Genomic DNA, 11,436 nt, shown 5'->3' with positions numbered 1-11,436 from the left:
TGGAACCGTGAATGACGAAGAACGCCCGTACAGCACTGCCGACAGCAATCCGGCGCTGAAGAGGGTGCGCACCCGCCACTTCAGGCGGGCCAAAGAACAGGGCATCAAGATCACTGGGCTGACCAGCTATGACTATCTGTCGGCCTCGATCTTCGACGATGCAGGCATCGACTTCCTGCTGGTGGGCGATTCGGCGGGCAACACGGTCTTCGGGTACGACACCACACTGCCGGTCACCGTCGACGAACTGATTCCGCTGACGGCAGCGGTGGTGCGCGGTGCCAAGCGAGCCCTTGTGGTGGGCGACATGCCGTTCGGCTCGTACGAGAACGGACCAGACCAGGCGCTGCACACGGCCACACGCTTCATGAAGGAGACCGGCTGCCACGCGGTCAAGCTCGAAGGCGGCGTCCGCAGCTACAAACAGATCAAACGAATCGTGCGAGCCGGAATTCCCGTCATGGCCCACATCGGCTTCACGCCGCAGAGCGAACACGGACTGGGTGGCCACATCATCCAGGGGCGCGGCGACGAGGGCGAGGAAGCCCTGCTGAAAGACGCCCACGCAGTCGAAGATGCCGGCGCCTTCGCAGTCGTGATGGAGATGGTGCCGTCCGAGATCGCAGGACGCGTCACCGCCGAGCTCGAGATCCCCACGATCTCGGTTGGCGCAGGCCCCGAATGCGACGGCCAGCTGCTGGTCTGGAGCGACTGGGCCGGCTTCAACCGCGGCCGAATCCCCCGCTTCGTCAAGCAGTACGCCAGCATCGGCGACACCCTGCTGCAGGCTGCGATCAACTTCCGCGAAGAGGTCGAGTCTGGTGTGTACCCCGCACCCGAGCACGAGTACGGCGGCTGACCAGACCGCCTAGGTACGCCACGACCGCATGCGGTCGTTCAAGAACACGCCGTCGGGGTCGAACGCGTCGCGCCTTTGCCACCAGTCGTTCCAGCGCGGGTGAACCCGAGCCAGCCCTTCGCCGTCGAGATAGTGCACCTTGCCCCAGTGTGGACGGCCGCCATAACGAGCGAATATCTCACCCGCTGCGCCAAACACCGGTTCGGCGGGCTGGCCGATGCCCTGATGAAGCGAGATCGTCGCGACCTCGCGCTCGTAGGCCTGCGACAGCCACACATCGTCGGCGGCGACAGTGCGGTATTCGATGGGCCACATCAGTTCGGGGAACTGTGACCTGACCATCGAGCGGATCTCGTCGAGACAGTCGAGCGACTCGGCAACGGGCACTGCAACCTCCATCTCTGTGTGCAGGTGCGGGCGGTGGCTCGGCAGCACTTCGAAGCTCCAGGCCGTTCGGCTGCCCTCGTCTGCCACCGGGTACACAGGCTCCTGGTCGGTCTCGTCGATGGTCTTGAACATCGCCTCGTCGCTCTGGGGGTACCAGAAGAACTCGGCGTGCCTGTGCTGCTCGAGAGCAGGCCCTATCGACGCCCGCGCATCGGCATAGTCGCGCATGACCACATGGTCGGACAGGCGATAGGCGCTGCGGACGGCCAACTCGACCTCTGCGACCACACCGAATGCGCCCAGGTTCAGGCGAGCGGCTTGGAAGGTGTCGAGGTTCGAGTTCGGTGACAGCTCGACCAGCTCTCCGCTTGGGTCTATGACCTTCATGGAGCGAACGGCCGCCGAGAAGTTGCCCAGGCCGCGTCCGGTGCCGTGGGTACCGGTTGCGACAACCCCAGCAATCGCCTGGCGATCGATGTCACCCTGGTTGTACAGCGCCAGACCATGCTCGAGGAGTTGGCGCCCCAGCGCGAAGATCGTCGTACCGCCATGAATCCGAGCGGTCGAGTTGGCGGTGTCGACCGATATGAGGCCCGTAATGCCAGACATGTCCAGGATCACGCCGTCGTTTGGCACCAACCGGTAGTGGCTGTGCCCAGATCCCGCCACACGGACGGTGCGCCCGGCCGTCGCGCTGTGGGCCACCACGGCCTGAGCATCCTCGAGCGTTCTCGCGAAGTGGATCGACTCGGGCTTACACGACTCGCTGGTCGACCAGTTCTGCCATCTCATGCCAAGACAATAAGCCGACGCACAGATCAGCCGACAGTTTCGTGAAACACATCTTTCATAACACACACATTTTTTTACGCGCTTTTCTGTTGACCTGTTTGAGTAGATCTATACAATCCCAACCGTGATCCTCTGGCTACTAGGCCTGCACCTGGTCGGCGTCGTCATCGCCGGCCTGGCAGGCACTCGCTCATTGAGAACTGGACTCGTAGCCGCCTCGATCGCGCCCGCTATCACGGCCGTTTGGGCCGGCATGCAGTTGGCAGGCGACGGCGAGGTAACGACGTCGGAGATCACGTGGGTCGAGGGCCTCGACCTCACCTTCAGATTCGCCACCGGCCCCTTGGCTTCGCTGATGGCACTTCTGGTTTCGGGCATCGGAGCCCTGGTGTTCGTGTACGCCACCGGCTACTTCGGTGCCACCGAACGCAACGGCCGTTTCCCGGCCTCGTTGCTCGCTTTCTCGGCTTCGATGCTCGGCCTCGTCCTGGCTGACTCGATCTGGACTCTGTTCATCTTCTGGGAGTTCACCTCGGTCACCTCCTTCCTGCTGGTGGGCCACAAGGACACCTACTCAGACGTGCTGGCTGCCGCCAGACGCGCGCTGCTGATCACTGGCGCCGGCGGCCTGTCCCTGCTGGCAGGCTTGCTGATAGTCGCTCGCGAGACCGGCACTTCGGTGCTGTCCGAGATGGGAACCGTGTCGGGCGCGGCCGGTGCCACAGCGGCGGTTCTGGTCATGGTGGCCGCCGCCACGAAGTCGGCACAGTTCCCGTTCCACGTGTGGCTGCCCGGGGCCATGGCCGCCCCCACACCGGTCAGCGCCTACCTGCATTCGGCGACCATGGTCAAAGCCGGTGTCTTGCTGGTCGCGTTGGCCGGGCCCATCTTCAGCGCGGTCCGGGTATGGGACGACCTGGGCCTGGTGTTCGGCGGTATCTCGATGATGTGGGGTGCCATCGGCGCCCTGCGCCAGACCGACGCAAAGCTGATACTGGCCTGGGGCACCGTTTCGCAGCTGGGATTCATGATCGCTCTGTTGTCGGCCGGCACAGCCAAGGCGACCTTTGCCGCACTTGCCGTGGTCACGGCCCATGCTCTGTTCAAGGCTGCGCTGTTCCTGGTGGTCGGCGAGGTCGACATCCGCGCCGGCACGCGCGAGATCTCCGAGCTCGGCGGGCTGTGGCGCAAGATGCCAATCGCCTTCGCAGTGGCGGTGGTGGCCGCCATGTCGATGGCGGGAGCTCCGCCTCTGCTCGGATTCATGGCCAAGGAAGCCGCCGTCGAAGCCGTGTTGGTCATGGAAGGCACCCGGGCGGTGATCGTCGGCGCCATCGTGTTCGTCGGTTCGGTTCTGACCGTTGCCTACACGCTGCGCTTCCTGATAGGTACCTTCGGCGGCGACGCCGACACCGCCGTGAAGCCCCGCAGGTGGACCATGACGATTCCTGCGGTCACCCTTGGCGCGGCCGGTTTGGCGGGCTTTGTGGTGGTGAGCGTTCCCGACGCCCTGGTTAGGGACGCTGCGACACTGCTCGACGACGGGTCATCGAAGTATCACCTGATCCGCTGGCCCGGGCTGACCACTGGCCTGGTCATATCGTTGGCGATTCTGGCGGTGGGTTCTGCTCTGGGCGCGGCGCTGTCGCGCCGCAGTGTCACGGCGCCAAGGCCACTGGGTGCCGCCACCGCCGACATGCTGTTCGACTCGGTGCTGAAGGTTGCTCGTTTCGTCACAGCGCGGGTCCAGCACGGCTCGTTGCCCGTTTACATCATCACCATGACTGCGTGCGCTGCGCTTGCCGCGGTGCCGTTCGCCACCGATTTCGACACCCAGCACCTGGTCGTGTGGGACACGCCCATCCAGGGCTTCATCGCCTTGGCCGTCATCGGCGCTGCCGTTGGCGGAGCGTTCGTCGACTCGAGGCTTGGGGCCGCCCTCACCCTTGGCGCCGTGGGAATAGGCGTCAGCGGCCTGTTCGTGGTTCACGGCGCCCCAGACCTGTTCTTGACCCAGCTGCTGGTCGAGACAGTGGTGGTCGTCGGGTTCGTGGTGGGCCTCGGCCACCTGGCTCGTCGCTTTCCGCCCGCGGGCCTGGCCTGGCGCGGCGTTCGAATAGCGGTGGCCTCCACCTTCGCCGTGGCGGTGATGGTGGCGCTCGCCTCGGCCGGATCAAAGCCCACAGGCACCGCCCCGATCGAGGCCTTGACCGACCAAGCGGTCGCCGAGGGCGGCGGCAACAACGTCGTGAACGTCATCCTCACCGACATGCGCGCCCTCGACACCCTGGGAGAGGTCGTGGTGCTGGCGACCGTGGCCATCGGCATCCTCGCCCTGTCGAGGTTGGGCGGATCGCGCCCCGAACACGACCATGGAGGTAGGGCCACATGATCGCGGTCCACTCACCCCTGGCCACCCTGGGCATTCGGGCCGCGACCCCGTTCGCCCTTGTCGTGTCCACTTATCTGCTGTTCGCAGGGCACAACCGCCCAGGTGGAGGCTTTTCGGCCGGGCTCGTGGTTGGCGCCGTCGTGGCGCTGCGAACGATCGCCGGCCTGCAGCGACCCACCGATGCTTTTCGCCTGTTGATCGTCGGCATCGTCACCGTGGTGGCCGTGGCCGTTGCACCAATGCTGTGGGGAGATCCGCTGCTCGACCAGGCCATCGTGTCCAGAGAGCTGCCGCTGTTGGGCAAGGCCAAGACGGGCTCGGCGCTGATATTCGATGTTGGCGTGCTGGCGATCGTGGTCGGCCTGGTCGTGGCCGTGCTGGAGGGCATGGGCGCCACCGAACTGAACGAGAACCGCAGGCGGTCCGACCGATGAGCGCCTCGTTGATTCTCGCCATTGGCGGCCTTACCGGTGTTGGCATCTACCTCATCACCGCCCGCTCGCTCAGCCGCATCGTGCTCGGCTTCTCGCTGCTGGGGCATGCCGCAGTCCTGTCGCTGCTGACCGCCGGCGGCCCCGCTGGCGGTGCCCCGCTGGCCGACGCCACACCGGCGGCCGAATCGGCCAACCCCCTCCCCCAGGCCCTGGCCCTGACCGCCATCGTGATCAGCTTCGGCCTGACGCTGTTCCTGTTGGCGCTGGCGCGGCGTCAGAACGTCCTGACCGGCGACGACCTGGTCGAAGATGATGTCGAAGACAGGCGCATCGCCCGCGGCGAGGCCGAGCCCCGCAGCGCAGCCACCGGAGGCGACACGCGATGAGCTGGTTGATCGCCACGGCCATCCTGGCCCCGCTGGCCAGTGCCGCGGGCTCGTTGGCCCTTCGCAAGAGTCCACATTGGCGCGACGTCATCACGACCCTGGGTCTGTTCGCCGCCGCGGCGGCCTCGATCGCCATGCTGGTGCGAGTCTCCGACGAGGGGTCGTATCGTCTGCGAGTGGGTGGATGGTCGCCCGAGCTCGGCATCGAGCTGGTGGCCGACACGTTCGCCGTCCTGGTGCTGCCCGTCGCTCTGACGATCATCTTCGTTGTCGAGCTGTTCGCTATCGGCCAGCGTCGCACGGCCTGGGGCGCCAACCCCGAGCTGTCGGGCCCGCTGCTGGGCGTGTTGACCACCGGCGTGTCGTTGTCGATTCTGACCGGCGACCTGTTCACGTTGTTCGTCGCCTTCGAGCTGATTCTGGTTTCGAGCTATGTGCTGCTGACCCACCAGGGGCAACGAGACCAGATCCGGTCGGGTATGTCGTATGTGGCGATGAACCTGCTGGCCTCGACGCTGTTCTTGTTGGGCCTGGCCTATGTGTATGCCTCGACAGGCACGGTCAACATGGCGCTGCTGGCCGAGCGGGTGCCGATGCTCGACGACGGCGCCCGCCTGGGTATCGGCGCCTGGTTCTTCGTGGTGTTCGGAACCAAGGCCGCCGTGTTCCCTCTGTTCTCGTGGTTGCCCGATTCGTACCCGACGGCACCCACCACCATCACGGCGGTGTTCGCTGGGCTGCTCACCAAGATCGGCATCTACTCGCTGATCCGGTTCCACTCGCTCACGGGCATGGACGACCTCGGGCCGGTGATGCTCGTGGTCGCAGGAATCACCATGATCGTCGGCGCTTTCGGGGCCTTGGCACAAAGCGATGTCAAGCGGATCCTGTCGTTCCATGTGATCAGCCAGATCGGTTACATGCTGATGGGCCTGGCCCTGTTCTCGGTGGCCGGTCTGACCGGGGCGATCCTGTTCCTGATCCACCACATGCCGGTCAAGACCGTGTTGTTCCTGGTCGGCGGCCTGATCGAGAACCACGAGGGCACCGGGTCGCTCGACCTTTCGGGCGGGCTGGCCCGGCGCAAACCGTTGATCGCTGTGATGTTCGCCGTGCCCGCTATGAGCCTTGCTGGGCTGCCTCCGTTCTCGGGCTTCGTCGCCAAGTTCGCCGTCATCGGCGCCGCGGTCGACGAAGCATCGGTTGCGATCGTGGTGGCTGCGCTGGTGGGTGGTGCATTGACGTTGCTGTCGATGACGAAGATCTGGCTGGGGGTGTTCTGGGGGGTCGACTCCGACGCCAAGACCAACCCTGTGCCGGTGTCTGACACCAATCGGCGAATCATGTTCGCTGCTACGGGGCTGGCGGTGGCTGGAACCCTGTTCATTTCGATGTTTGCCGGCGGGCTCCACAGCCTTTCCCGGACCGCAGCCGAGGAGCTGCGCGGATCGGCCATCGACACAGCCGAGGAGGCGCGGTGATGGGCTTTTTCACCTTCCGTCGCGGAGTGACAATTGCCGTGATGACCGTCGCCTGGTGCGGCTTGTGGCAGTCGTTGTCGGTGGCGAACCTGTTGTCGGGCCTGGCCGTATCGACGTTGGTCATCGCCTCTGGGGTCGGCACGTCGGGGCGAGGTGGGGTGCGTATCGTTCCGCTGGTTCGCCTGATCTGGCTGGTGTTGGTGGACCTGTTGCTGTCGACGTTCAACGTGGCAAGAGAGATCCTGACGCCCACCGACCACACAGAGGAGGCGATTGTCGCCGTCGATGTGGAGTCTCCCAGCCGCCAACATCTGCTGTTTCTGGTGGTTGCGATCACCTTGACGCCGGGCACCGCTGTGGTCGATGCCGACCCCGACACGGGTCGCCTGTACTTGCATCTGCTCCACGCGGATCGCATCGACGACACGGTGGCGCATGCGAAGCTCCTGGCCGATCTGGCGTGTGAGGCCCTTCCGGTGCCGCCGGTCGGATCGACGGTTGGAGGCGCTGACCGATGATGTACACGATCGCCATTGCCGCTTTTGCCCTTGCGGGGCTTTGTGGGACCTACCGCCTGCTGGTCGGCCCGACGCTGGGCGACAGGATCATCGCATTGGATGTGACTTTGATGTCGCTGATGGGTGCGGTGACCGTCGACGCGGCCAAGCGCTCCGACACCTCGAACCTGATCTTGTTGGTGGTTCTGGCCATCGTGGGCTTCACCGCCACGGTTGCCGCCAGTCGCTTCCTCGAGCACGAAGCCCTTCCCGTGGAGCAGCCATGACCGTGTTCGCCCAGATCTTGATGGTGGCCGGAGCCGCTGTGGCGCTGCTGGCCGGAATTGGCGTTCTTCGCTTCTCGACGCCGTATGCGAGGTTCCATTCGGCGGGTAAGGCCAGCCCGGTCGCGTTCCTGATCGTTGCCGCGGGGGCTTCGTTCGAGCTGGGCTGGGATGGTGCCGCATATCTGGTGATCGCCGCCGCGGCGATGGTTCTGACCATGCCGGTTGGGGTTCACCTGTTGTTCCGTGCCGTTCATCGCACGTACGACAACTCACATCTGTGCCGCGACGACCTGGCACCTGCCGAGGACGAGTCGCCCGAGCTTCACTGAGCCGCCCTTGCGCTCTCCCACATCGCCACGAACCGCTCCAGCGAGCGTGTCGCGCCCGTCGCGTCGCCACTCGCCAGAACGTCGATCAGCAGCCCTCGCGTAACCGCAACTCCCAGCCTCAGCTCGTCGCTGTCGGTACCGATGCCCAGCGAGACGGCAAGGCGCCCGGCCAGCTCCAGCCACGGATCGGTCAGGCCGCGTCCGCCGGTGGCTGCCACACACTCGAAGAAGAGCCGTACAAACGGCATCATCTCGGGCGCGCTGACCGCGGCCCAAAGCCCCAACACCAACTCTCCCGGATCGTCGGTAGCTGCTGCCAACTGCTCGAGAAGAGCCATCTGGTCGGCCTCGACGCGCTGCACGATCGCGGCCACCAGACCCTCCCGCGAACCGAAGTGGTACAGCACCATCCGATGGCTGGAACCCGCCGACTCGGCCAGGTCGCGCAGGCTGCGGTCGGCCAAGCCGTTGGCCGCGGTCTCGTCTATCAAGCGATCGAGTAGTTGTTCGCGTGCCGACGCCGCCATGAACCAGATGGTACATTGAGTTCCGATCTGTACCACTTGGTACACACTTCGAGACACGAGAGGCCCACATGCTGTCGATACAGCACGAGACAACAATCGACGCGTCAACCGAGGCCGTCTGGGAGGCGACCGTCGACATAGAGGCGCTTCCCGAGCACACGCCCACGATCACATATGCCGTTCGGCTCGACGGCGGACCGCTGGCCCCGGGGTCGCGCGTCCGGCTCAAGCAGCCCGGGCAGCGATCGGCGGTGTGGACGGTGACCCATATGGATCGACCGCGCCGGTTTGTGTGGGAGACCAGGTCTCTGGGCATGCGCACGGTGGGTATCCACGACATCGAAGGCGGCCCCACGACCACCAACCGGCTGACGGTCGAGCTGCACGGACGCATGGCCAAGCTCGCGGGCAGAGCGCTCAGACCACTGATCGCGAGGTCGTTGGCCAAGGAGAATGCCGGCATCAAGGCCGCGGCCGAGAGCCTCGGGTTTGACGACCCGGGTCGTGGTGGTTCTACCATCGCGACGTCGGACTGACCTGGAGGTACTGCCGACGAGAGTCAAATGAGCTGCCCCTCTGCCGGGGCACACACAGGAGGTGCACGATGATCCTGACCATCACGGCGGCAATCCATGCCCGATGGGGTCATAGGGTCGACGGACTGATCCACACCCACGCGTGGACCGTCGAAGCGACCATCCAGGGACCCGAGCACTCGTCCAAGATCTTCCCGGCAGACGATCTCGAGCGCATCCTCACCGACACCGTCGCCCCCTGGACCGGCCATTACCTCACCCACGAAGACGTCGGCGAGTGGAAGGGATTCCAGCCTCTGGTCTGGTCGAACGAGCCGACGGTCGAGGAAGTCGTGCGCCAGCTGTGGAACCTGCTCGAGCCCCAGCTTCCGGGCCTGACATCGCTGTCGCTGGTCGAGTCGACCGAGTTCGATCGCTGCCGCAAGGTCACCCTGTCAAAGGAGATGGCACCATCTCCGGCCTGACCATCGAGTCGGTACAGACCCAGCTACTGCCCGACGCCGCCAACCCGCAACTGCTGGTACATGTTCGCGACACCGCCGGTGCGGTTGGCACAGGCGAGACATGGTGGGGCACCTACCAGCCCACGGCACCACCCGGGACCCCGGTCAGGGCCATCGCGGTGTTCATCGACACGATCCTGGCGCCGGTTTGTGAAGGCCTACGCATCGACCGTGTGTCAGACATCGCGGCGGTGTACGACCAGATGCAGCGCGCCGTCGCCCAATATGGCCCAGAGGGAGTGACTTCGATCGCCATCAGTGGCGTCGACGTCGCCTTGTGGAATCTCTTGGCCCACAGGAACAACTCAGACACCGCCGATCTGCTGGGCAAACGGTTTCAGCACTCGGTCAGGGCCTACGCCAGCCTCAGCTGGTTGGGCGATGCCGAGGCTGTAGTCGACACCGCTTCGGGTGCCATCGAGCACGGCTTCCGGGCGGTCAAGCTGCACGAGGCCGATGTCGAGCTGATCCTGGAGGTGCGCCGCACACTCGACCCCGACATCGCAATGATGCTCGACGTCAGCGGCCGCTGGAGCTTCGACGAAGCAGCACAGGCCATCCCCCGCCTTGGCCGTGCCGGGCTGGTGTGGATCGAAGAACCGGTGTACCCCTACACCGATCACCGTTCGTTGGCGCTGCTGCGAAAGGTCGCCAACGACAGCGGAACGCTGCTGGCAGCGGGCGAGAACGAGTTTGGCCCGTCGGGTTTCGAGCGGCTTCTCGCCGCCGCGGCCGTCGATGTGTTGCAGCCCGACCTGGTCAAGTGTGGTGGGCTCAGCGCGACCGGGCCCATCTCGGCGCTGGCCGACGACTCCGCTGTCGCCATCGCGCCTCACAACTTCTCGCTCGGACCTTCGCTGCTGGCCAACATGGCATGGGCCGCGGTCGAACCGTCGGTGCGTTGGCTCGAGGTGCCCTGGTTGGGTGCGGCGCGCTTCCCAAGTGGCATGGACGTGCCAGAGGTGGTCGACGGGGCAGTCGCGGTCTGAAAAAGTCGCGGCAACGATCGCGCAGACCGACCAAACACGGCCTAGGTTTTGGGCCCTATGACACCTACAACCCCAATTCGGGCATGAGCCCCGCATCGAAGTCCGTCAGTTGGCGGGCATTGCTGGCAGCAATAGCTGCGACCTTGTTCTTCCTCGCCGGGTGCGGCGACGGAGACGACTCCCCGGACTCATCTGGCGACGGCAACGGCGCCGCATCCGAGGAGACCCTGACGATCGGGGCCATTCCCGATCAGGAGCCCGAGAGGCTCCAACGCACCTACGGACTCCTTTCCGACTATCTGGCCGCTGAACTCGGCGTCGATGTGGAGTACGTTCCGGTCACCGACTACGCCGGTGCAGTCGCCGGCTTTCGCGTCGGCGATCTGGACGCCGTCTGGTTCGGCGGCCTCACCGGTGTCCAAGCCCGGTTGGAGGTAGACGGAGCGGTCGCCGTGGCCCAGCGCGACATCGACGAACGCTTCACCTCGGTGTTCATCGCCGGCGCCGATACGGGCATCACGCCCTTCGACGACGTCTCTGGCCTCAGCGCCGTCGCCGGCCGATCGTTCACGTTCGGCAGCGAGTCATCTACGTCTGGGCGCTTGATGCCACAGTCGTTCCTTGCAGAGGCCGGCGTCGATGTCGACTCTGACCTGGCCGGAGCTCCGGGCTTTTCGGGAAGCCACGACGCCACCATCGAGGTGGTAACCGCAGGTGCCTACGAGGTTGGCGCGTTGAACTCGCAGGTATGGGACTCTCGTCTCGAAGAGGGTGTCATCGACACGTCGAAGGTGGTCGAGGTGTTCCGCACGCCGACTTACTACGACTATCACTGGGTTGCCCAGCCCGACCTCGACGCCCGCTTCGGCGATGGTTTCACCGAACGGTTCGTGGCCGCGCTGACCAGCCTCGACCCAGCCGACGCCGAGCAGGCCGAGATCCTCGAACTGTTCGGAGCGGGCGGCTTCATCGAGACCAACAACACGAACTACGACGCCATAGAGCGTGTGGGGCGTGAAGCCGGCCTCATTCGCTGA

14 protein-coding genes are annotated in these 11,436 nt (G+C 65.3%); 12 read left to right on the top strand and 2 right to left on the bottom strand.

All coding sequences use genetic code 11. The features are described from left to right. The first annotated feature begins 7 nt into the window (after positions 1 to 7). Positions 8 to 859 carry a 3-methyl-2-oxobutanoate hydroxymethyltransferase gene (gene panB, locus R2770_02700; protein MEZ5279355.1) on the top strand — a complete coding sequence of 284 codons (852 nt, stop codon included), beginning with the start codon at positions 8 to 10 and terminating at the stop codon, positions 857 to 859. A 9-nt stretch (positions 860 to 868) separates the two neighbouring features. Here the strand turns inward: panB and R2770_02695 are convergent, their stop codons facing one another. Next, positions 869 to 2,038, bottom strand: a complete 1,170-nt coding sequence (locus R2770_02695) for a D-arabinono-1,4-lactone oxidase (protein ID MEZ5279354.1) — start codon at positions 2,036 to 2,038, stop codon at positions 869 to 871. A 124-nt stretch (positions 2,039 to 2,162) separates the two neighbouring features. On the opposite strand from R2770_02695, the gene mbhE reads away from it, so the two are divergent. Genes mbhE through R2770_02660 form a run of 7 tightly spaced genes read left to right on the top strand, consistent with a single transcriptional unit; the run spans position 2,163 to position 7,844 of the window. Further along, positions 2,163 to 4,430, top strand: a complete 2,268-nt coding sequence (mbhE, locus tag R2770_02690) for a hydrogen gas-evolving membrane-bound hydrogenase subunit E (GenBank protein MEZ5279353.1) — start codon at positions 2,163 to 2,165, stop codon at positions 4,428 to 4,430. Continuing rightward, on the top strand, positions 4,427 to 4,864 hold the full coding sequence (locus tag R2770_02685; GenBank protein ID MEZ5279352.1) for an MnhB domain-containing protein: 438 nt from the start codon (positions 4,427 to 4,429) through the stop codon (positions 4,862 to 4,864). The genes mbhE and R2770_02685 overlap by 4 nt, the downstream gene beginning before the upstream one ends. After that, complete coding sequence (locus R2770_02680; protein ID MEZ5279351.1) at positions 4,861 to 5,250, top strand: NADH-quinone oxidoreductase subunit K; 390 nt, start codon at positions 4,861 to 4,863, stop codon at positions 5,248 to 5,250. Before R2770_02685 ends, R2770_02680 begins: the two co-directional genes overlap by 4 nt. Then, entirely contained in the window at positions 5,247 to 6,731 is a 1,485-nt protein-coding gene (locus tag R2770_02675; GenBank protein MEZ5279350.1) for a proton-conducting transporter membrane subunit, read from the top strand. Before R2770_02680 ends, R2770_02675 begins: the two co-directional genes overlap by 4 nt. Positions 6,732 to 6,772: 41 nt before the next feature. Then, positions 6,773 to 7,249 carry a Na+/H+ antiporter subunit E gene (locus tag R2770_02670; GenBank protein ID MEZ5279349.1) on the top strand — a complete coding sequence of 159 codons (477 nt, stop codon included), beginning with the start codon at positions 6,773 to 6,775 and terminating at the stop codon, positions 7,247 to 7,249. Next, positions 7,246 to 7,515 (top strand): monovalent cation/H+ antiporter complex subunit F, encoded by a 270-nt coding sequence (locus R2770_02665; GenBank protein ID MEZ5279348.1) that lies wholly within the window; start codon positions 7,246 to 7,248, stop codon positions 7,513 to 7,515. Before R2770_02670 ends, R2770_02665 begins: the two co-directional genes overlap by 4 nt. Next, complete coding sequence (locus tag R2770_02660) at positions 7,512 to 7,844, top strand: monovalent cation/H(+) antiporter subunit G (GenBank protein MEZ5279347.1); 333 nt, start codon at positions 7,512 to 7,514, stop codon at positions 7,842 to 7,844. Before R2770_02665 ends, R2770_02660 begins: the two co-directional genes overlap by 4 nt. Here R2770_02660 and R2770_02655 read toward each other — a convergent pair. Further along, complete coding sequence (locus R2770_02655; GenBank protein MEZ5279346.1) at positions 7,838 to 8,371, bottom strand: TetR family transcriptional regulator; 534 nt, start codon at positions 8,369 to 8,371, stop codon at positions 7,838 to 7,840. The genes R2770_02660 and R2770_02655 overlap by 7 nt on opposite strands. Before the next feature lie 68 nt (positions 8,372 to 8,439). On the opposite strand from R2770_02655, the gene R2770_02650 reads away from it, so the two are divergent. The 4 genes from R2770_02650 (at position 8,440) to R2770_02635 (ending at position 11,436) form a co-directional block, all read left to right on the top strand. After that, positions 8,440 to 8,907, top strand: a complete 468-nt coding sequence (locus R2770_02650; GenBank protein MEZ5279345.1) for an SRPBCC family protein — start codon at positions 8,440 to 8,442, stop codon at positions 8,905 to 8,907. Between the two features lie 68 nt (positions 8,908 to 8,975). After that, complete coding sequence (locus R2770_02645) at positions 8,976 to 9,371, top strand: 6-carboxytetrahydropterin synthase (GenBank protein ID MEZ5279344.1); 396 nt, start codon at positions 8,976 to 8,978, stop codon at positions 9,369 to 9,371. Next, positions 9,287 to 10,399 carry a mandelate racemase/muconate lactonizing enzyme family protein gene (locus tag R2770_02640; GenBank protein MEZ5279343.1) on the top strand — a complete coding sequence of 371 codons (1,113 nt, stop codon included), beginning with the start codon at positions 9,287 to 9,289 and terminating at the stop codon, positions 10,397 to 10,399. Before R2770_02645 ends, R2770_02640 begins: the two co-directional genes overlap by 85 nt. 83 nt (positions 10,400 to 10,482) lie before the next feature. Further along, positions 10,483 to 11,436 carry a putative selenate ABC transporter substrate-binding protein gene (locus tag R2770_02635; GenBank protein ID MEZ5279342.1) on the top strand — a complete coding sequence of 318 codons (954 nt, stop codon included), beginning with the start codon at positions 10,483 to 10,485 and terminating at the stop codon, positions 11,434 to 11,436.

This window comes from Acidimicrobiales bacterium (assembly GCA_041394185.1).
GTDB lineage: Bacteria > Actinomycetota > Acidimicrobiia > Acidimicrobiales > Poriferisodalaceae > JAAETH01.
The sequence above is the reverse complement of the archived record's forward strand: the minus strand, read 5'-3'. Positions and strand labels throughout refer to the sequence as shown.

What these genes read in the sequence shown, in the direction of transcription:
- R2770_02695 (MEZ5279354.1), bottom strand. Translation starts at nt 2,038, where the DNA reads ATGAGATGGCAGAACTGGTCGACCAGCGAGTCGTGTAAGCCCGAGTCG.
- R2770_02685 (MEZ5279352.1), top strand. Translation starts at nt 4,427, where the DNA reads ATGATCGCGGTCCACTCACCCCTGGCCACCCTGGGCATTCGGGCCGCG.
- R2770_02680 (MEZ5279351.1), top strand. Translation starts at nt 4,861, where the DNA reads ATGAGCGCCTCGTTGATTCTCGCCATTGGCGGCCTTACCGGTGTTGGC.
- R2770_02675 (MEZ5279350.1), top strand. Translation starts at nt 5,247, where the DNA reads ATGAGCTGGTTGATCGCCACGGCCATCCTGGCCCCGCTGGCCAGTGCC.
- R2770_02670 (MEZ5279349.1), top strand. Translation starts at nt 6,773, where the DNA reads ATGACCGTCGCCTGGTGCGGCTTGTGGCAGTCGTTGTCGGTGGCGAAC.
- R2770_02665 (MEZ5279348.1), top strand. Translation starts at nt 7,246, where the DNA reads ATGATGTACACGATCGCCATTGCCGCTTTTGCCCTTGCGGGGCTTTGT.
- R2770_02660 (MEZ5279347.1), top strand. Translation starts at nt 7,512, where the DNA reads ATGACCGTGTTCGCCCAGATCTTGATGGTGGCCGGAGCCGCTGTGGCG.
- R2770_02655 (MEZ5279346.1), bottom strand. Translation starts at nt 8,371, where the DNA reads ATGGCGGCGTCGGCACGCGAACAACTACTCGATCGCTTGATAGACGAG.
- R2770_02650 (MEZ5279345.1), top strand. Translation starts at nt 8,440, where the DNA reads ATGCTGTCGATACAGCACGAGACAACAATCGACGCGTCAACCGAGGCC.
- R2770_02645 (MEZ5279344.1), top strand. Translation starts at nt 8,976, where the DNA reads ATGATCCTGACCATCACGGCGGCAATCCATGCCCGATGGGGTCATAGG.
- R2770_02635 (MEZ5279342.1), top strand. Translation starts at nt 10,483, where the DNA reads ATGAGCCCCGCATCGAAGTCCGTCAGTTGGCGGGCATTGCTGGCAGCA.